Annotated in this window: 16 protein-coding genes; 6 read left to right on the forward strand and 10 right to left on the reverse strand. The window is 63.5% G+C overall.

The features are described from left to right. Positions 1–1,020, reverse strand: coding sequence for a UDP-glucose 4-epimerase GalE (gene galE / locus ASG87_RS03515; RefSeq protein ID WP_056000920.1), 1,020 nt, complete (start codon positions 1,018–1,020; stop codon positions 1–3). Between the two features lie 508 nt (positions 1,021–1,528). On the opposite strand from galE, the gene ASG87_RS03520 reads away from it, so the two are divergent. Beyond that, the gene (locus ASG87_RS03520; RefSeq protein ID WP_157510866.1) at positions 1,529–4,123 is read left to right on the forward strand and encodes an LTA synthase family protein; all 2,595 of its coding nucleotides are present in this window, start codon (positions 1,529–1,531) and stop codon (positions 4,121–4,123) included. 190 nt (positions 4,124–4,313) lie between these two features. Here ASG87_RS03520 and ASG87_RS19800 read toward each other — a convergent pair whose 3' ends face one another. From ASG87_RS19800 to ASG87_RS03560, 9 genes are all read right to left on the reverse strand, one after another. After that, positions 4,314–6,095: a hypothetical protein gene (locus ASG87_RS19800; protein ID WP_157510867.1), complete on the reverse strand. Its 1,782-nt coding sequence runs from the start codon at positions 6,093–6,095 to the stop codon at positions 4,314–4,316. Between the two features lie 130 nt (positions 6,096–6,225). Next, positions 6,226–7,356 carry a dTDP-4-amino-4,6-dideoxygalactose transaminase gene (gene rffA, locus ASG87_RS03525; RefSeq protein ID WP_056001161.1) on the reverse strand — a complete coding sequence of 377 codons (1,131 nt, stop codon included), beginning with the start codon at positions 7,354–7,356 and terminating at the stop codon, positions 6,226–6,228. Between the two features lie 31 nt (positions 7,357–7,387). Further along, positions 7,388–7,762, reverse strand: coding sequence for an EamA family transporter (locus tag ASG87_RS03530; RefSeq protein ID WP_082582727.1), 375 nt, complete (start codon positions 7,760–7,762; stop codon positions 7,388–7,390). Further along, on the reverse strand, positions 7,759–8,523 hold the full coding sequence (locus ASG87_RS03535; RefSeq protein WP_056000926.1) for a GNAT family N-acetyltransferase: 765 nt from the start codon (positions 8,521–8,523) through the stop codon (positions 7,759–7,761). The genes ASG87_RS03530 and ASG87_RS03535 overlap by 4 nt, the downstream gene beginning before the upstream one ends. A gap of 1 nt (position 8,524) precedes the next feature. Beyond that, positions 8,525–9,514, reverse strand: a complete 990-nt coding sequence (locus ASG87_RS03540; RefSeq protein ID WP_082582728.1) for a glycosyltransferase family 2 protein — start codon at positions 9,512–9,514, stop codon at positions 8,525–8,527. Further along, positions 9,514–10,455, reverse strand: a complete 942-nt coding sequence (locus ASG87_RS03545; protein WP_056000930.1) for an FAD-binding protein — start codon at positions 10,453–10,455, stop codon at positions 9,514–9,516. The genes ASG87_RS03540 and ASG87_RS03545 overlap by 1 nt, the downstream gene beginning before the upstream one ends. Before the next feature lie 106 nt (positions 10,456–10,561). Continuing rightward, positions 10,562–11,308 carry an electron transfer flavoprotein subunit beta/FixA family protein gene (locus tag ASG87_RS03550; protein ID WP_056000933.1) on the reverse strand — a complete coding sequence of 249 codons (747 nt, stop codon included), beginning with the start codon at positions 11,306–11,308 and terminating at the stop codon, positions 10,562–10,564. A gap of 106 nt (positions 11,309–11,414) precedes the next feature. Next, complete coding sequence (locus tag ASG87_RS03555; RefSeq protein ID WP_056000936.1) at positions 11,415–13,484, reverse strand: glycosyltransferase; 2,070 nt, start codon at positions 13,482–13,484, stop codon at positions 11,415–11,417. 76 nt (positions 13,485–13,560) lie between these two features. Further along, positions 13,561–15,162, reverse strand: a complete 1,602-nt coding sequence (locus tag ASG87_RS03560) for an electron transfer flavoprotein-ubiquinone oxidoreductase (RefSeq protein WP_056000939.1) — start codon at positions 15,160–15,162, stop codon at positions 13,561–13,563. Positions 15,163–15,333: 171 nt separating this feature from the next. Between ASG87_RS03560 and ASG87_RS03565 the strand changes: the two genes are divergently transcribed. The 5 genes from ASG87_RS03565 to metJ all read left to right on the forward strand — a co-directional run bounded on the left by ASG87_RS03565 (position 15,334) and on the right by metJ (position 20,367). After that, entirely contained in the window at positions 15,334–16,734 is a 1,401-nt protein-coding gene (locus ASG87_RS03565) for an amidase (protein WP_056000942.1), read from the forward strand. 107 nt (positions 16,735–16,841) lie between these two features. Beyond that, positions 16,842–17,423 carry a methyltransferase domain-containing protein gene (locus ASG87_RS03570; protein WP_056000945.1) on the forward strand — a complete coding sequence of 194 codons (582 nt, stop codon included), beginning with the start codon at positions 16,842–16,844 and terminating at the stop codon, positions 17,421–17,423. Between the two features lie 108 nt (positions 17,424–17,531). Then, on the forward strand, positions 17,532–18,632 hold the full coding sequence (gene gcvT / locus ASG87_RS03575) for a glycine cleavage system aminomethyltransferase GcvT (protein WP_056000947.1): 1,101 nt from the start codon (positions 17,532–17,534) through the stop codon (positions 18,630–18,632). Between the two features lie 148 nt (positions 18,633–18,780). Next, the gene (gcvH, locus tag ASG87_RS03580) at positions 18,781–19,176 is read left to right on the forward strand and encodes a glycine cleavage system protein GcvH (protein WP_056000950.1); all 396 of its coding nucleotides are present in this window, start codon (positions 18,781–18,783) and stop codon (positions 19,174–19,176) included. 639 nt (positions 19,177–19,815) lie between these two features. Then, positions 19,816–20,367: a met regulon transcriptional regulator MetJ gene (gene metJ, locus ASG87_RS21285; protein WP_082582729.1), complete on the forward strand. Its 552-nt coding sequence runs from the start codon at positions 19,816–19,818 to the stop codon at positions 20,365–20,367. The last annotated feature ends 56 nt before the right edge of the window (positions 20,368–20,423 follow it).

Raw genomic sequence — 20,423 nt, forward strand, 5'->3', positions numbered from 1 at the left:
CTAGCCGGATGCCGCTTCCGCACCTGCATGGCGAAGCTGCCAATTCCAGGCGTCCGCGCACATCCTGGCCAGGTCAAGACGGGCACGCCAGCCGAGCAGACGCTGGGCTTGCGCGGGATCTGCATAGCAACTGGCGACATCGCCTTGCCGACGACCAACGATACGTATGGGCACGGCGCGCCCGCTGGCTGCCTCGAAGGCGTGCACGACTTCGAGCACGCTGTATCCCTGTCCAGTGCCGAGATTGACGGTGAGGCTTTCTTTCCGGCGAGCCAGGAAGTCGAGGGCGTCAACGTGGGCGGCTGCCAAGTCGAGTACGTGGATGTAGTCGCGCAGGCCGGTGCCGTCGGGCGTCGGATAATCATTGCCGAAGACCTGCAGGTATTCGCGCTGGCCGCTCGCGACCTGCGCGATGTATGGCATCAAGTTGTTTGGTATTCCATGGGGGTCTTCGCCGATCAACCCGGATGGATGGGCGCCCACGGGGTTGAAGTAGCGCAGTACCGCGGCGTGAAACCGTGGCTGTGCCTGCACCAGGTCGGAAATCAGCTGCTCGCAGACCAGTTTCGTCCTGCCGTACGGATTGGTGATGCGGGTGGCCGCAGTCTCGGGAATGGGGCATGCGTCGGGTTCACCGTAGACCGTGGCCGACGAACTGAAGACAAACAGGTCTACTCCGCTGGCTTTCATCGCCTGCAGAAGGCTGATGGTTCCGCCGATGTTGTTGTCGAAATAGCGCAGCGGCTGCTGCCAGGATTCGCCGACCGCCTTCAGTGCCGCGAAGTGGATGACCGCATCGACATTCCACTCTTCGAGCAGCTTGCGGACCAATGGCTGATCGCGGACATCGCCGACAGCGAGGACGGGCCGGCGACCCGCAATGCTGGCGATGCGATCGATTACCTCGGCCTTGCTGTTGGACAGGTTGTCCAGTACGAAGACATCGTGACCGCGCTCGAGCAACTCGGTGCAGGTGTGCGAGCCGATGAAGCCGGTACCCCCGGTGACCATCACTCTCATTGATTCCTCCAGAAAGCAAGCTGGCCCGACGAGCCGGTTTCCAAATGTGCCGCGACGTTGTCAACGGAACGGTCAAGTATGCGTTTTACGCCCTGGGAGAACAATGCGAGACCGAAACGTGGCGGTCGGGTACGCCCAGTGGGGACTGGCGATGGCCTGCGTCGAGCTTGGCGGAAGGCCCCGCTCGGAGATCACATGTTATGGTCCGGATGACTCTTGGTCTGCTGAATAGGCTGACTTGGTGGGGGCCGACATGATATTTCATGTACAAAAGGCGGTTACCGGGTGAGCCTCTACCATTGAGGCGTTTCTGATGAATCGATCCTTCGTGCTTCATGTGGCCCGTCTGATGGCCATCATGATTCTGTCTTGCATCATTGCGATATGAGCCGATCCATATATTGGGTGGAGCAGTTCCTGGGCAGCCATTGCAATCAATGCAGCGCTTCCCGTATTGCTCGTTCTGCTGCTGTGCGGGTTGACGGGGCGGGTATGGCTTGCGTTGTTGATGGAATTCCTACTGCTCTGGCTGCTCCGCTATGCGGACCACACTAAGATCGTTTACCTCGGCATCAACGTGGTATATGCCGATCTTACGGTGCTCGGCGGGATCCTGGAGAACCCTCGTCTCGTCGTTGGCTTCATCCATCCCACCGGAGCGAAAATCGTCGGTGTGCTTGCCGCGATCGTAGGCATTGCCGTCCTATACCTTTTCTTCCGGAAATGGCTGAATCGACTCCCCGCACTGATCGACAGGTACGTGCGGATATCTTGCCTTTTCCTGGCCGTGGCTGGTTTGGCCGTTGTGAATTTCTGTCGCGTGCCCGACGTGATCGCGCCGCTCGGATGGGAAGTCTTTTCGCAGATTCACGGTGCATATGCGGCCGGCATAACAGGCAACTTGCTTCTCGGCAAGATGACCGAGAGAAGCGTCCAGCGAAAGCCCGACAAGGCTGCGATCCGTGCCTTCTGGCAGGAGCCGGCAGTGAAGTCGGTAGTGGCGGGCCTGGAGGGGGTAAAGAGCGTATCCCGCCCAGACATCGTGGTCATCCAGAGCGAGTCCCTTTTCGAGCCTTCCCAGCTTTGCGGCTTTCCCGACGAGCCGGTGCTGAAGCATGTTGCCCAGCAGCGGCCACGCGGAGCGGGAAATCTGCATGTGCCCGTATTCGGTGGACGGACCTTGCAGACCGAATTCGAGGTTCATACCGGGGTTCCGGTCGATTTCTATCCGGGCTCGATGTTCGCTTACTACGAACTGGTCAAGCATCCTTTCAATGCGCTGCCAGGGTTGCTTGCCCAGCAGGGATACAAAACGCTGGCGATCCATCCAGGCAATCGGGGTTTCTGGCGGCGCGATGTGGCGATGCCTGACATGGGCTTCGATGCCTTCGAAGCGATTGGAAGCTTTCTATATCCGCGGGATTTCTCCGATCGCGGGCACGTGCGCGATGCCGCATTGATGCGGGCGATACTTGCCGAGCTGGATGCGGCGAGCGGACCTACCTTCATTACCGGCATCACCATAGACAATCATTTTCCGTACGGGGCGGGCGCACCACCCATGGATGCGGGCCTGGGAATGCCGGACAGCCTTCAAGGCCAGGCTCGCAGGGAAATGTCGGATTATCTGGTTCATGCCATCGATGCCGACAACGCCTATGGCTTCCTGCTCGATGCATTGAAAAGGCGGGAGCGCCCGACGGTCGTGCTGTTCTATGGCGACCACTTGCCGCCTTTGGGTTCCGTCTACCAGGAGCTGTGTTTCAAGGATGGCAAGCGTCCCGAGGAACATTTCCCGCCGTTCCGCATCTGGGCGAATTTTCCGTTGCCCAACATTCCCGATACGACCTATTCCTATCTTTTGCCCGGCATGCTGATGCATGCCGCCGGGTTGCCTTTGGAAGAAGTCATGCTAGCCAACGCCGTGGCCGGCATCGTGGCGAACAACCCTGCGACGGGTCCAGACGAGCGTCAGCGCATCCTGGATGAATACGCCAACATTGCAGCGGCCGACACGGCACGTCGCGTGTCGCCGGATCCCGGACGAGGTCCGGTCTTCGTCAGCAGGGCACATGGCCTAAAGTTGCTCATGGCGCTGTCCGAAAAGGGCAAGGACGTTGCCGGCATATCGCCCGAGCACAGCGACCTTTATTTCCCACGGCCGGACGGGGGGGAAGTGGATTTCAAACTTGATGGCGGTATCGGTTCGATGACGCTGCGTCCGTATCTGGGAGCCCCGACACTGGCATGCATGCATGCCGATACGGACAAGCGGGCGGAGTTTGGTATCGAAGGCGATGGCAAGCTGCTTTACCGAGTGTCGGTGACAGCGCAGTCCGTCCGGCTGGTAACGCTGGATCTGAAAGGCGTCAGGCATCTGAAGTTATGGACGACCGGAAGCGGCAGCTCGAGAGCCTGTTCGCAGTTGTTTGTCAGAGTCGCCCGCATGCGCTGCTATTCGGCCAAATGTGCAGGGACGCAGCAGGAGGTAGCTCATGTCGAAGCCTCTGCCGATGAATCTAGGATTCTCAAGGCTGATCCGGAAGCTGGTGATATTGCCGAACTGGCCTCGGTCACGCCCGAAAGCGTTCGCCTTTCGGGCGAGGAAAAACCTGGCCTGTTCTGGCTGATGGATCGTGAAACCGGGCGCGCCGATGGATATTCGCCAATTTCGGTGGAGCCTGGCGGGCGCCTGTTCATGCCGCCTGCCGACGATCACTCCGCCTGGATCGATTTCGACGTGGATGCGTTGGACGAGGTGACATTTGACCCTCATATCAATCAGCTCACGCCCGAATGCGCGCTCAACAACGAATCAGGCAAGGAGTCCGGCCTGGTGAAGTTGGCGTTCCTGCTGGATGGCAAGCCCGTGGCCGCACCGCGCATAGTGGATCGAAACTATAGAGGGGCTGTCTCGGTCAAGACGGACGGGGAGCGCACTCTGCGTATCGTCGTGGACAAGGGGAACCAGGTGTCATGGTGCGACTGGTTTTCGATCGGAGTGGATAAGCTGAAACCCAAGAATCCTGGTGCAGGCGGAAATGCGCGGCTACCGGACGTCACCGCCTCATATCGCGCCGTGCCTCCTCCCATCGATCAATGACTGGGGCTAACGAGACATATGCGCCCAGATGATTAAAACATAGTGGGCGAGTGACTTGCGTTCTGAAGCGACTCAAGTTGAAATCCGGTGATCGCAGGAGAGGGGCGGGGCGAAAAGTACAAGGGTTGAGTCGACTGCTTCGGCTGGCTGGAATGCGTATGTTAGAGCCGCAGCATTGGCTGGCAGCGAGTTATTTAATTTTTGTGATCACAATATTGCATCCGTAATTGTTTTTCGAGCCCTCAGCCATGCTGACTGCTAGTATAGCGCTACCTATATTTTTACCCCAGCCATTCAGCACTATGGGTGTAGATCCACTATAAATCCCACTGGCAAGTTGCTGGCCCGTGAGACTCTTCAAATTGAAAAATAGCGGGTACGTGCAGGTGCTTTTTCCTTTCCTGATCAAATATCCCTTCTGTACTGGCTCGAGCATGACGGAAACTGGTCTTTTGCTGCTGCCTGGAAAGAATGGAGTGATTTGCGCCGAGTCGGAGCTGTAACGCAGAAATATGCGATACCCAAGTTTGAGTTCGGTTTCCTCGAATTCGCCCGGATAATCTCGCTGAATGACATTTAGTTGGTGGATGGATTTGTTATTGATATCAAATATGAGAGCTAACTTTCCATTTAATGCTAGAAGGGGTGATACTTGATTTTCATGTGTAGCGAGATATTGTTGGACTTCATTGCAAAAGCTTGCCGTGCACTCTTCGAGTTTGATGTCATACCTCTTTAGCATGGACATGGTTAGTGCTGGCATTACATTTGGAGCGTCCATTGACCGAAGTTCGGCAGTGCGTCGTGGATCTCCTACAACCTCTACATAAGGGATGCCGGTTATTGCCTGGTATTGATGGATCCAAATGGCAAGTTCCTCCTGGTACGCGGCGATTGGTTGCTTTTGTCTGTAAAGATTCCACCAGCTATGCATCCCATATATAGAAAGTAGTGATAGTAAGATGAGTCCGGTGGTTTTGCATAACGTATGATCAGACATCGCCGTCTGCGCGCAGAGTGCGCAGATCGCAAGCCATAGCCATACGTAAGAGCGAGAAGGTATTGGCGTCCCTGTAATCAGGACTATGCCAAGTTCGATGCCACATATTAGTAGTGCGGCCAGAAGGATTGAGGTTGCCATGCGGCGGGTTTCTGGCCTTCCGATTGCGGCTATTGACGCAACGACTCCACACACAATGGGTATGGCATGAAGTCGCAGCAGTGTGCTCCATGAGCCAAAGTAAAGTGCGATATTGGCAACTGCATCAGTAATGCTGCGTAGTGGGTGAGGGTGGCGCCAAGTGTCGATCTTGACTCCAAAGTGTCCGTGTTCAAAATAATTCAAAAAGTAAATGGCAAGCGAGCCGATGGCAAATGCGAAGACATAAGTAAAGGCTAGGGCGGCCTTAAATTTTATTTGCGACTCTGCTGTTTTTATAGTGGCTGCAAGTAGAACTATTGAGGCGATAGGAGGATACGTGAGGATCAATAGAGATGTGGAAATGAAAATGACTGGCAATATATGACTTTTTTTGGCCAGAAGAATCGCCAGCGTTGATAAGCTTCCGATAGCGACACTAATAAACATACCCGTTGGCCATAGTGAGAGATCGCCAAACATGGGCGAGAAGAACAGGGCCAAACCGCAAAGAAGAAACGTTCTCGGGGCGGATATGTGGTGCGCCACTGCGCATGACATAACAAAGTATGCCGTGATATAGAGCAAGTAAGAGCTCTTAGGTGTGAGGTGCTGGCTAGCCCCGTACCATAAATAGCTTATCCAGCGACCCTCGGTTAGCGTCTTTTCCCATGGAGTGGAATAGCCTCCATTCCATCCTTTTGGCATCAAGAAATCGAAATCGTCATGCCTTATGTAGGGGGTGCTTAGCTGAGATGTTGCGTACAGAAAGAAAAATACAATAAAAGCAAATCCCAGGATTTGCCAAGATAAGCCATGATGGTTGTCTTGCATGGGGTTTTCTGTGCGCATATCACATTGTTTTGACAGTGGTGGGTCGTTCGATCTGCATGTCAGGCTTCGGATGGCTGAGATTTTTTTGTAAATCACGCAAATCAAACGAAACAACCAGCTTCTTATTTTGTTAGAGGGTGGCGATTGCTTCGTCGACTGCCTGTAATACCTGTTCCAGATGGGGCTCCAGACCTAGCCAGAGCGGCAGTCGGACCAGACGGTCGCTGATGTCGTCAGTCACGCCCATGTCCGAAGCCACTCGGCCAAGCCGCTGGCCGGCTGGCGCGGAGTGCAGTGGTATGTAATGGAATACGCATTGCACCCCCTGTTCACGCATATTGGTGATGAACCGCGTCCGGGCTTCTAGGCTTGGCAGTAGCGCATAGTACATGTGCGCATTGTGTCGGCAATGAGACGGCACGATGGGGCGGCGTAAAGATCCGTTGTCCTCATGCTTTTTCGCCCAGGCATGGTAGCGATCCCACAGCGCCAGCCGCTGCGCGGTGATGCTGTCGGCCATTTCGACCTGCGCCGCGAGGAATGCGGCTGTGATTTCGCCCGGCAGGAACGAGGAGCCGAGATCGACCCATGTGTACTTGTCTACCTGGCCGCGGAAGAAGCGGCTGCGGTTGGTGCCCTTTTCACGAACGATTTCGGCTTGCTCGGCGAAGTCCTGGTCGCGACAGAGCAGGGCTCCACCTTCGCCGGCAATGACGTTCTTGGTTTCGTGGAAGCTGTAAGCGCCCAGGTCGCCGATGGCGCCGAGCGGCTTGCCCTTGTAAGTGGACAGGATGCCTTGGGCCGCGTCCTCCACCACGCGCAAACCGTGCTTTGCCGCGATGGCAAGTATGGCGTCCATTTCGCAGGCCACGCCGGCATAGTGGACCACGCATATGGCCTTGGTGCGCGGCGTGATGGCGGCTTCGATCAGTGTTTCGTCGATGTTGAGCGTGTCGGGTCGCACATCCACGAACACCGGCACCGCGCCGCGCAATGCGAAGGCGCTGGCCGTGGTCACGAACGTATAGGACGGCACGATGACTTCGTCGCCCGGCTCCAGTCGCAGCAACAGGGCCGCCATTTCGAGCGCGGCGGTACAAGAGTGGGTAAGCAGTGCCATGTGCGCGCCGCTTTGCTCGCGCAGCCACTGGTGGCACTTCCTGGTAAAGGGGCCGTCGCCTGACAGGTGTCCATTCGCATGGGCCTGGGCGATGTACGACAGTTCGCGCCCGGTCATGTAGGGGCGGTTGAATGGGATCATGTCCATTGTCCGTGGATGGATATGTGAAAGATCAGGCCTGGCTCATGATGACCAAGCCTGCGACTACCGTGAGCAAGCCGACCGCCTTGGCCGTCGAGAAGGATTCACCGAAAAGCGGCACGGCAATCAGGCAGACGATCAGAAAGTTCAGGGCCATGAACGGATAAGCCTTGCTCAGCTCGAGCTTGGAGACGGCGAGCATCCAGCATAGCGAAGCGCCGAAGGCTGCGATGAAGGCCGAGATGATCCATGGCTGGAACAACAGTTGCACCAATGGCGGCAGGCGCGAGAGGAGGCCGACGGTAGATGCCTTGAACGTGCCGACTTGCCACTTGATGACAAGCTGGCCGTAACAGGTGAGCAGGATGGTCATGGCGACCATGAGCCAGGAGAAGGCGGCGTTCACAGCAATGTCTCCCGTACGCGGAGCCGGCGGTCGATGTGATAGGTATCGTAGGCCCGCTCCAGGGATAACCCGGCTCGCGCCCACTGGCGCTGCACGGTGTAGTTCCACAGCTGGGTCGAGATGGCGAGGCGCCGATACGACCGGGCGGAATAATGGTGCAGGATGCCCTTGAGCAAGCGCCCGTACAGCCCTCGCTGCGAAAACCGCGGGTGAACGGCATTGAGCACGATCTCGGCCTTGCTTCCGTCGGCGGAAAGATCGCAGGTTGCGAAGCCGGCAGCGCGTCCTTCCGCAGTTACTACCCAGGTGCAGCTTCCGGGATTCGACGGCGCCAACCGGCTCTTGGCCCATTCGACGTAGCCGGCGAGGATCTTGTCCTGAGGCAGCAGGGGGTTGGCGGAGTAATGCGCACGGTAGCCCTTGAAGCTGCTTTCGGCGATCTCGTGGATGGCATCCTGGTCGGCGCTGGTCGCAAGCCGGACCTCTTCGGGCAACGGTTCGTGAGTCAATGCGGTCAGATCGATGCCGTAGTAGACGAGCGTATCCGCGTGGATCACCGGCCATCCCTGACGCTGCAGTTGGACGATGGCGCTGGAATCTCCTGCGTCGGTACGCAGGATGATCAGGTCGGCATCGCAGTTCGTGACTTCGTCGACGATGTCGGCGCAGGAGGTACTCGCCGGCACCTGGCCGCGCACGACCTTGATACCGAACCGGGCGGAGTCGAGCGCGGAATCACTCAGTACGCGGGAACTGCCCATCTTATGGATTCCGTGTGTCTTGCCAGACGATGTATTGGGGGCGCCCCTTGGTTTCGTCGTGCAAGCGTCCAAGGTAGAGGCCCAGTACGCCGAGGCAGAACGTGATGCCGCTGCCGATGAGCCAGATGGAGGCCACAATGCTCGTGAAGCCCGCGACCCGAATGTTGCCGGCCACGTACTGATACACGGAAAAACCGGCGATGCAGATAGACACGGCGGCCAGCAGCAGGGCGCCCTTCATGACCAGGCGCAGGGGCTTGTCGGAGAACGACAAGGCCACCCGTGTGGCCAGCCTTACCAGGGTCCTGAAGTTGTAGCTGCTTTTGCCTTCGCTGCGTTGTCCATGGGAAACCGCGACATAGGCCGCCCTGAAGCCGGTCCACCGCACCAGCAGCGGAAAAAAACGGTCCTGTTCGGGCATGCGGTTGACCGTATCGATGACTCGGCGACTGTAGGCGCCGAAATTGGCGGTGGTATGGTCGTAGCGCGTGTCCGTCAGCCATCCCAGGGCCTGGTAGAAGAGCTTGGAACCCAGTTTCTTGAACCAGCTGTCCTGCCTGTCGATGCGTTGGCCAAGGGCGACTTCTACATCCTTCTGCTCCATGGCGGCCAATAGGGCCGGTATCTCTTCCGGAATGTCCTGCAGGTCGCAATCCATGACGACGACCACTTCGCCGGCTGTGTGCAAGAGGCCGGCGGATATGGCCGCATGCTGCCCGAAGTTCCTCGACAGTCGTAATCCCCGGACTTGCGGGTACAGGCCGGCAAGTTCGGTAATGCGGGGCCATGCGTCATCGGGACTGCTGTCGTCGACGAGAATGATCTCGAACGATTGATCGATGCTTTCCAGGGAGCGGGAGACGCGTTGAACCAGATCCTCGAGACAGTTTTTGCAGCCGTAGACGGGGACCACGACCGAAACGCGAGCCACGCGCGGCTGTTCGCGGTCGTCTTGCCACGGCAACACTGTCTCGGCACCTGCGGCGTTCATCAAATGGCGGCTTCCAGCTCGGGAATCAGCTTGAACAGATCGCCCACCAGCCCGATGTCCGCCACTTCGAAGATCGGCGCCTCGGCGTCCTTGTTGATCGCCACGATGGTGCCGGCGTCCTTGATGCCGGTGAGGTGCTGGATGGCGCCGGAGATGCCGATCGCCATGTAGAGCTCCGGGGCGATGATCTTGCCGGTCTGGCCGACCTGCATTTCGTTGGGCACGTAGCCGGCGTCCACCGCAGCGCGCGAGGCGCCGACGGCCGCGCCGATCCGGTCGGCGAACTTGTAGATGATCTCGAAGTTTTCCTTCGAACCGACGCCGCGCCCGCCGGAGACGACCTTGCTCGCGCTCTGCAGGTCGGGGCGGTCGCTCTTGCCCTGCTTCAATTCGACGAAGCGGGTGTGCGACGGCAGCGCCGCGTCGGTCGTCACCGCTTCGATCGGGGCGCTGTTCGCGCCGGTGGCCGCTGCCGGCCACGAGGCCGTGCGGATGGTGGCGACGACCGCATGTTCCGCAGGCGCCTCTACCGTGACGATGGCATTGCCGGCGTAGATCGGGCGCTTGAACGTGTGGCTGCCCTCGACGCTCATCACGTCGCTGACCTGCGCCACGCCGAGCAGGGCGGCCACGCGCGGGGCGACGTCCTTGCCGAAGGTGGTGGATGGCGCGAACACGTGGCTGTAGCCCGCGGCGGCCTTGGCGATCTGCGGCGCCAGCACGGCGGCCAGCGGGTGCGCGTTCTCGGCGCGGGCGATGGTGAGCACGCGGCTCACGCCGTCGATCTTCGCCGCCTCGGCGGCGACTGCGTCGACGCTGTCGGCGAGCACCAGCACGTCGATGGCGTCGGCCTTGACGGCGGCCGCCGCGCTGACGGCGCGCGCGGTGGAGGGGTTCAGCTTGCCGCCCAGGTGCTCGGCGATGATCAGGACTTTGGACATGTTCGATTCCTCGTGCCGTCGTTCCGGCAGGCGCCGGAACCCAGTGTCTTTGGCTTGATGTGGACGAAAGTCGCTGGATCCCCGCGTTCGCGGGGATGACGAGCGATTACAGCAGGCCCTTCTGCTTCAGCGCCGCGACCAGCTCGGCCGCATCCTTCACCATCACCCCCTTGCTGCGCTTGGGCGGCGCGGCGTAGTGTGTGGTCTTCAGGTGGTCGTGCGACTCGACGCCGAGCGAGGCGAACTCGATCGCGTCGATCGGCTTGGACTTGGCCTTCATGATGTCCGGCAGCTTGATGAAGCGCGGCTCGTTGAGGCGCAGGTCGGTGGTGATGACGGCCGGCAGCTCGGCCTCGATCACTTCCAGGCCGGCGTCGACCTCGCGGGTGACCGCGGCCTTGCCGTCGGCGATCTCGACCTTGCTGGCGAACGTGGCCTGCGGGCGGTCCCACAGCGCGGCCAGCATCTGGCCGGTCTGGTTGGCGTCGTCGTCGATGGCCTGCTTGCCCAGGATCACCAGGCCCGGCTGCTCCTTCTCGACCAGCTTGAGCAGGGTGCGCGCGGCGGTCAGCGGCTGCACGGCTTCGTCGGTGACCACGTGGATGGCGCGGTTGGCGCCCATGGCGAGGCCGTTGCGCAGGTGGGCGGTGAGGTCGGCCGGGCCGATGCCGACCACCACCACCTCGTCGGCGGCGCCCTTCTCGCGCAGGCGCAGCGCCTCTTCCAGCGCGATGTCGTCGAACGGGTTGGCGGAGAGCTTGACGCCGTCGGTCACCACGCCGGTGCCGTCGGGCTTCACCTGGATGCGCACGTTGTAGTCCACGACGCGCTTGTAGCCGACCAGAATCTTCATACGCGGTTCCTTACTGTGTGGGCAGCCCTGGCGGGTGCTCGAAAGCCGCCATTCTAACCCGGCGGCAAACACATGTATGAAATACCGCGGACGGCGCCGGGGCCGGTCAGCCGAGCACCCGGCGCAGCACGGCCCGCGCGGCGTCGAAGGAGAAGTGCCGGCGCACGTTGTCGAGCCCGCCCTCGGAGAGGCGCAGCCACAGTTCCTCGTCCTCGTGCAGCCGCAGCACGGCCTCGGCGAACGCCGGCGCGTCGGGGCCGAGCAGCACGCTTTCGCCATCGACCAGGTTCATGCCTTCGGCCGCGATGGGCGTCGCCACCACGGGCAGGCCGTGGCTCATCGCCATGTTGACCTTGCCCTTGACGCCGGCGCCGTAGCGCAGCGGGGCCAGCGCGACCCGGCAGCCCTCCATCCAGGGGCCGAGGTCGTCCACGCGGCCGTGGATCTGCACGCCGGGCCGCATGAACTGCTGCCGGGCCGCATCGGGGATGTCGCCGATCAGGTGCAGCGTCATGCCGGGCAGCCGCTCGCGTATCGAGGGGTAGATGTCCTCGACCAGCCACTTGACCGCATCGACGTTGGGCGGATGGGCGAAGCCGCCGACGAAGACCAGCCCGTGCCGCTGCGCGAACGGCTTGCTGCGCCCGAAGACCTCGTGCACGTTGGACAGCAGCTCGACACGCGCCTCGGGCACCTCCGCGGCAAGCAGTCCGTATTCGACCGGGCTCACCACGAAACTGGCGTCGCTGGCGCGGATCAGGCCCAGCTCGCACTGGCGCGAAGCTTCGGCCTGCCGGGCCAGGGCCGCGTTGCCGGTATGCGAAGCCGCGCGTTGCTCGCGCAGGAAGTGCAGGTCCACGGTGTCGAACAGGAGCTTCGCGTCGGGCGCGAGCCTGCGCACCAGGGACAGGTGCGGCTGCGCGACGTAGTGGCGGCACAGCATAGCCGCGTCCAGGCCGGCGCCCTCGCGCTTCAGCCAGGCCGGCAGCGGCGGCGCCCACGGCTTGCACAGCACGTGGACGCCCAGGCGGCCGAGCAGGGCGATCTCGTCCTTGCTGGCGCGGCGGTTGTCCGCCATGAAGCTGATCCGCCAGCCCTGCTCGCGCAGCAGCCGCATGATGTTGACCAGCCGCAGCGAGCCCGAATCCCTGGCCGGGTCGGGCGTGAGCGCGTCCACGATCAGGATGTGGCGAAGCCCGGGGCGGTGGATCGCCCGCTCGACCGGCGTGCGGGGCGCCGGCTGCCGCTTCAGCGCGTCCTGCCATTTGTCGACGAATTTCCCGCGGTTGACCGTCTGGTAGCGCTTGACGCCGGCGAACGGGTCGAGCCCCGAACTGATGCCCTCGCAGTGCACCACCAGGCTGGCCGGCTGGTAGATCACCCGGCGCCCCGCGGCGCGCACCGCGAAGGCCAGGTCCATGTCCTCGCAATAGGCCGGTGCGTAGCGTGCGTCGAAGCCGCCCACCTGGCGGAACAGGGCGGCCTCGATCATCAGCGCGGCGCCAGACACGTAGTCGGCGTCGCGCCGGTACAGGAAGCGCGGGTCGTCGCGCGACTCGAACCGGCCGTAGTTCCATGCCTCGCCGTCGGCGTACACGATGCCGCCGGCTTCCTGCAGCCGGCCGTCGGGATAGGCCAGGCGGCTGCCGGCGATGCCGCAGCCGGTTTCCTCGGCGAAGCAGTCGAGCAGGCGGTCGAGCCAGCCCGGCGTGACCTGGGTGTCGTTGTTGAGGAACAGCAGGAATCTGCCTGCGGCCTGTGCCGCGCCGGCGTTGCAACTGCCGATGAAGCCCAGGTTGGCCGGATTGCGCAGCAGGCGCAGGCCCCCGACCCGCGCCAGGGTGGCGGCGCTGTCGTCGGGCGATGCGTCGTCGACCACGATCACTTCGAAGGGCGCGTCCGCGCCGTGGCGCGCGATCGAGCGCAGGCAGGCCAGCGTATAGGCGAGCTTGCCGTGGATCGGGACGATCACCGAGACCAGCGGCTCGCTTGCGCGCGGCAGGGCGAACGGCATGAACGGCGTGTCCAGCGGCACCAGCTCCCATGCAGGGTCCGCTTCGGAGCGCGGGCGCAGCTCCTGGACGATGCGCGAGATCGTGCCGCGAAGGCCGCGCTGGGCCACGCTGCCGCCGATCCGCTGCAGCAGGTAGTGCAGGCGCCGGAGCTGCCATCGCATCGTGCTGGTCAGAATGAGTTCCTCAAGGATGGTTGCTGCGCCCGGACGCGCGGGCGGCGCCGCGCCCCGCCGTGCGCTAGAGATTCTGGTAGTTCGGCCCCGATCCGCCTTCCGGCGTGACCCAGTTGATGATCTGGTAGGGGTCCTTGATGTCGCAGGTCTTGCAGTGCACGCAGTTGGCGGCGTTGATCTGCAGGCGCTTGCCGGCCTCGTCCTGCACGATCTCGTAGACGCTGGCGGGACAGAAGCGGGTGCAGGGGTTGCCGTATTCCTCGGCGCACTTGGTGACGCAGATGGTGGTGTCGGCCACGTGCAGGTGGACGGGCTGGTCCTCGTCGTGCTCGGTGGCGGCGAAGTACACGCCGGCGAGGCGGTCGCGCGGGGGCAGGCTGCGCTGCACGTAGTCGCGCCTGGGTTCTTCCTGCTGGCCGAGCTTGTGCAGCGCGGACCAGTCGGGCTTGTTCTTCAGCGTCCACGGCGAGGCGCCGCCGGTGACGGTTTCCCAGGCGGCGTTGAGCATGCCGAACCACAGGCCCTTCTTGAAGGCGGGCTTGATGTTGCGCACCTTCTTCAGTTCGGCCATGGCCGCCGAATCGCGCAGCCGGGCGTCGAAGCCGGCCGGGTCGAGGCCGCTCGCGGCGAGGTGCTCGGCGGCGAGCATGCCGGAGCGGATCGCCTGGTGGGTGCCCTTCACCTTGGGCACGTTGAGCAGGCCGGCAGTGTCGCCGATCAGCAGGGCGCCGGGCATCTCCACCTTCGGCAGCGACTGGTAGCCGCCGGTGACGATGGCGCGCGCGCCGGCGGACAGGATGTTGCCGCCTTCGAGCAGCGACTTCACCATCGGGTGGTTCTTCCATTGCTGGAAGGCCTCCCAGGGCTGGTAGTCGGGGTCGCTGTAGTCGAGGCCGCTGACGTAGCCGAGCGCGACGCGGTCCTTGTCCAGGTGGTACAGGAAGCTGCCGCCGTAGGTATGGCTGTCCGCCGGCCAGCCGAAGCTGTGCACGATCTTGCCCGGCGTGACGCGCCCGGCCGGAAGCTGCCACAGCTCCTTGATGCCGATCGAGTAGCCCTGCGGATCGCTGTCGCGGTCCAGCGCGAAGCGCTTGATCAATTGCTTGGTCAGGCTGCCGCGCGCGCCCTCGGCCAGCACGGTGACCTTGGCCCTGATGTCGATGCCCTGGGTGTAGCCGGCCTTGTGCGAGCCGTCCTTCGCCACGCCCATGTCGCCGATGCGCACGCCGGCGACCGAGCCGTCCTCGTTGTAGATGTTGTCGGCGGCGGCGAAGCCGGGGAACACGTCCACGCCCAGCGCCTCGGCCTGCGGCGCGAGCCACGCGCACATCGCGCCGAGGGAGACGATGAAGTTGCCGTGGTTCTTCATGCCCGGCGGCACCGGCAGCTTGCGGCCGCCGGTCTTGGACAGCAGCCAGAACTCGTCCTGGCCGGCCGGCACGCAGATCGGCGGCGGGTTGTCGCGCCAGCCGGGAAGCAGCGCGTCCAGAGGCTGCGGCTCGATCACCGCGCCGGAGAGGATCTGCGCGCCGATGGTCGAGGCCTTCTCGATCACGCACACGCTCACGTCGGGCTTGAGCTGCTTCAGGCGGATCGCGAACGACAGCCCGGCCGGGCCGGCGCCGACCACGACCACGTCGTATTCCATCGTTTCGCGTTCGCTCATGGCGGGCTCCCTCGGGGCTATGCGCTGGGTCGGGCCGGAGCGGCGCGGACCAAGCCGCCATTGTCCGGATTCGTGCGCCGCGCGGCAAACCGTGTCGGGAGTGCTGCATCACCGCTTGCAATCGTTTCCCCGCTGCCGGCCATAATCGGGCGACCTTGCGAAGGAGTACGCATGAATCCATTGCCGCCGATCGCCGACCACGACCTGCGCCGCGCATCCCTGTGCCAGTTGCTGCACTGGCTGGCGATCGGACGGGTGCAGCCGCAGGCGCTGGCCGACGTCTATCAGCAGGCGATCGAGCGGCTCGACCCGGAACTCAATGCCTATGTCGACCTGCGCCCCGGGTTGCTGCAGGAACAGGCGCGAACCGCCGAACGCCGGCGGCGCGACGGGGTGATCGGCCGGCTCGACGGCATCCCGATCGCGCTGAAGGACAATTTCGACATGGCCGGCTGGCCGACCCGGGCAGGGCTGCCCGGGCGCAATGTCCCGGCGGCGGAGGATGCCCACGTGGTGGCCCGCCTGCGCGCCTCGGGAGCGGTGCTGGTCGGTCGCACCAACATGGATGAAGGCGCCCTGGGCGCGACGACCGACAACCCGCATACCGGCGCCACCCATAATCCGCATCGGCGCGGCTATACCGCCGGCGGTTCGTCCGGCGGCGCGGCGGCGGCGGTCGCCGCCGGCCTGGCGGTGGCGGCGGTCGGCTCGGACAGCCTCGGCTCGATCCGCATTCCCGCCAGCTATTGCGGCGTGTACGCGCTCAAGCCCACCCACGGCGAGGTCTCGGCGCGCGGCATGGTGCCGGCGGCGCGGCGCCTGGATGCCGTGGGCCTGCTGGCGCGCAGCGTCGACGACCTCACTGTGCTGCTGCGGGTGCTGGCCGGCTACGACGCCGACGACGCGCGTTCGCGCCGCCGCCGCGTCGCGCTGTCGCCGCCGGACTGGGAGCCGGGCAACCTGCGCGCAGGCCTGCTGCCCGATCTGGCGGCGGTCGGCGTGCAGCCGGAGGTTGCCGCCGTGTTCGACGCCGCGATCGCCCGGCTGGGCCATGCGCTGGCCGACCGCCGCACCGTCGATTTCGACGACTGGAACTTCGCGCGCACCCGCCGCGCCGGCCTGTTGCTGATGGAGGCGGAAATGCTGAGCACCTTCGCCGGCGACCTCGCCGATACCGCACATCCCGTCTCCGAGCGCTTCCGCCGGATGCTCGGCTACGCGGCCGGCAAGAGCGCCGCCGACTACGCGGTGGCCGACCGGGTGCTGGATGCCGCCACGCTCAAGATGCGCCGGCTGTTCGCCCAGGTCGACGTGCTGGTGCTGCCGACCACGCCGCAGGGCGCGTTCCCGCTGGATGGCCCGGTTCCCGATTCGCAGGCCGACCTCACCAGCTTCGCCAGCCTTGCCGGCTGCCCGGCGGTGAGCCTCCCGATGGGCACCTTGCCCGACGGGATGCCGGTCGGGCTGCAACTGGTGGGCGCGCGCGGCTCCGACCTGCGCCTGCTCGAACTGGCGGCGGTGTGCGCGGCGACATTGGATGCCGAGCCCAGCTACCCGGTGGAGCCCGCCTGAACGGTCCACCTGGCCGGCACGACCCACGTGCCATACTTGGATGCGTTGCCCGGTCATCGGCGGGCGCCCGGGAGAACACGGTGGGTGACATCGATACAGGCGCGATCATGCCGGCCTACCTGCAATGGTTGGCCTTCTTCAGGCAGTGGATGCGGCATCCGTTGCGCATGGCGTCGGTGGCACCTTCCGGACGTCAGCTCGTGCGGCTGATGCTGTCGGCATTGCCGCGCGACGCGCATCGCGTGGTCGAGCTCGGGGCCGGCACCGGAGTCATCACCGAGGCGTTGCTCCGGCACGGCATACAGCCCTCCCGGTTGCTGGCAGTGGAGATGGACGAGACGCTGCACGGCATGTTGCACCGGCGCTTTCCGGCCGTGCGCCTGGTCTGCGCCGACGCACGGCATCTCAACGACCTGGTGGCGCGCAGCGGGGCGTTCGCACCGGGCCAGGCCGATGCCGTGCTGAGCAGCCTCGGGTTGCTCACGATGCCGGTCGAACTGCAATACGAGATCCTGGCCGCCGCGTTCGACACGCTGCGGCCGGGCGGGGTCTTCCTGCAGTACACCTACGGCCTGGCCGGTCCGCTGGACGAGACGGTGTGCGAGCGACTCCGCCTGCGCTGCGAGCGGATCGGATCGGCCTGGCGCAACCTGCCGCCCGCGCGGGTGTTCGCCTATTCGCGGCGCTGAGGCGATCCGGATCTTCCGGGCGTTGCCGCTCCTGCGGCATTCGGCATAGATGCTTGGATTGTGCCGGGGCGGCGGCGATAATCAGCGTTTCCCCAAGGCGCCTTCGCAATGACCGAGAAGACCGTACTCAACGACACCCATCGCGCGCTGGGCGCCCGCATGGTCGACTTCGGCGGCTGGGACATGCCGATCAACTACGGTTCGCAGATCGAGGAGCACCACGCCGTCCGGCGCGACGCGGGCATGTTCGACGTCTCCCACATGACGGTGGTCGACCTGCACGGTGCGCGCACCCGCGAATTCCTCCGCCATCTGCTGGCCAACAACGTCGACAAGCTGAAGGTGCAGGGCAAGGCGCTGTACTCGTGCATGCTCAACGAGCAGGGCGGGGTGATCGACGACCTGATCGTGTACTTCTTCGACGAGGCGCATTTCCGCCTGGTGGTGAACGCGGCCACCCGCGCGAAGGACCTGGCCTGGATCGAGCGGCAGGCTAAGGCGTTCGGCGTGGAAGCGAAGGAGCGCCCGGACTTCGCGATGATCGCGGTGCAGGGCCCCAATGCGCGCGCCAAGGTGATCGGCCTGCTGCACGAGGTGGACCGCCCGCGCATCGAGAAGCTCGGCAAGTTCGTGGCCGCCGCGGCGCAGGGGCCGCACGGCATGCCGCTGTTCATCGCGCGCACCGGCTACACCGGCGAGGACGGCTTCGAGATCATCGTGCCGGCCGAGCACGCGGTCGCCCTGTGGAATGCGCTGGCCGCCGCCGGCGTCGCGCCGGCCGGCCTCGGCGCGCGCGACACCCTGCGGCTGGAGGCGGGCATGAATCTTTACGGGCAGGACATGGACGAGACCGTGCTGCCCTGGGAAGCCAACCTCGGCTGGACGATCTCGCTGGACGAAGGCCGCGACTTCATCGGCCGCGCCGCGCTGGAGGCGCAGAAGGCGGCCGGCGTGCCGCGCGTGATGGTCGGCCTGGTGCTGGACGAAAAGGGCGTGCTGCGGCACGGCCAGAAAGTGCTGACCGCCAACGGCGAGGGCGAGATCCTGTCCGGCAGCTTCGCGCCCACCCTGAACAAGGCGGTGGCGTTCGCGCGCATCCCGGCGGGCGAGCCGGGCGAGGTGCGCGTGGACATCCGCGGGCGCGAGGTGCCGGTGCGCCTGGTGAAGTATCCGTTCGTGCGCGACGGCAAGGCCTGCGAAGGCATCTGAGGCCGCTTCGCCGCACGCCGCACGGAAGTGCCCCGCATACGAAGTGCCCGTACGACCGGAAGCGGTTAGAATCGCCGCTTCCACCCTTGCCGCTTCCACCCTTGGCTGATCCTACCTTGGCCGAACCCAACGACGACTGGACCCGATCATGAGCGAGATTCCCGGCGATCTGAAATTTCTCAAGTCCCACGAGTGGGCCCGCGTCGAAGACGACGGCCTGGTCCGCGTGGGTATCTCCGACCATGCCCAGGGCCAGCTCGGCGACCTGGTGTACGTCGAGCTGCCGGAAATCGGCGCCAGCGTGCAGGCCGGCCACGGCGCGGCCGTGGTCGAGTCGGTCAAGGCCGCTTCCGACATCTATTCGCCGGTTTCCGGCGAGGTCGTCGAGGTCAACGAGGTGCTGAACGACAAGCCGGAGACGATCAACGAGGACGCCTACGGCGACGGCTGGATCTTCGCCGTCCGTGCCAGCAACCGCGACGAGCTGAACGACCTGCTCGACGCGGATGCCTATGCCGAACGGATCGAGAACGACGACCACTGATCGCCGGAATCCCGTCGCATCGAAAAGCACCGGCCGCGCAAGCGGCCGGTGCTTTTTTTGGATTGCGGCCCGGCGGTGCCGGGCGCGTTTGCAGCGCGATAAATGGACGTCCAAACGCCGACGACGGATGGCCGCGGCGTTTCTCCGCGAGTGCGGCCGGCGTCTCCCGACTGCGTCGTCGAAGAGGTGGCCCGGTCGGGCGGACGACTTCCGCGGGCCTCTCTTCCAGGACGGCGGAGGGGGCATGCGGGGCGCTCCGCGTGAAATTTTTTTGGCCGCGAATCGTCGTTCCAGTCGATCCCCGTTCATCCGCCGGAAGTCGCCGCGAAGGGGGCGTGGCTTGCGCTCCTTGCCTGCATGTGCATCGCAGCGAATCGCGCGGGTTTTGCGCCGTTGTGTCGCAAAAGCCTTGTGGGATGCGGCTTTTGGCACGACTTGCGATTTTGTCGGCCGATTATGATTGGACGTATGGATGTCTATATATGATTTTAATGGATGGCCTTCCGGGCCTTGGTGGACGGGGGTTTGGAGGCTGAAGCGGGCGGGTGATCCGGCTTGATTTCATGGTTAAAATCAATTGACAGCCGAAATCTTCAGGAATAGCTTTCGCTCCAGATAACGGGAACGGGTTCCATAGCAATGTCGAAATTCATCAAGCCTTATATCGAGCACGGCGAAAAGGCCGGTGCGGTGCGCAAGATCACCGTATCGATTCCGCTGCATGTGCTGCGTCCGCTTTCGGATGAGCGCACCCGTCGTCAAGTCAACAATCTTCGGCACGCCACCAACAGCGACCTGCTGGTGGAGGCGTTCCTGCACGCTTTTACTGGGCAACCACTGCCAACTGATGAGGAGCTGAGACGAACCATGGCCACTGCCAAGAAAACCGCTGCAAAGAAGCCGGCCGCCAAGAAGGCGGTCAAGAAAGCTGCCGTGAAGAAGGTCGCCGCGAAGAAGTCGGCCGCCAAGAAGCCGGTAGCGAAGAAGCCGGCCGCCAAGAAGGCTGCCGTGAAGAAGGTCGCCAAGAAGGCTGCCGCCAAGAAGCCGGCTGCCGCCAAGAAGGCCGCCGTCAAGAAAGTTGCCGTGAAGAAGGTCGCTGCGAAGAAGGCAGCGCCGAAGAAGGCCGCCGTCAAGAAGGCTGCGCCGGCCAAGGTGGTGAAGGCCACCAAGACGTCCAAGTCCAAGAAGTAAGCCAAACAATAATAGTTGTATCGACTTCATCTCCCTGCGGTGCCCAGCGCAGGGAG

Origin of the sequence: Frateuria sp. Soil773, from assembly GCF_001428405.1 — a bacterium.
Taxonomy (GTDB): domain Bacteria; phylum Pseudomonadota; class Gammaproteobacteria; order Xanthomonadales; family Rhodanobacteraceae; genus LMSL01.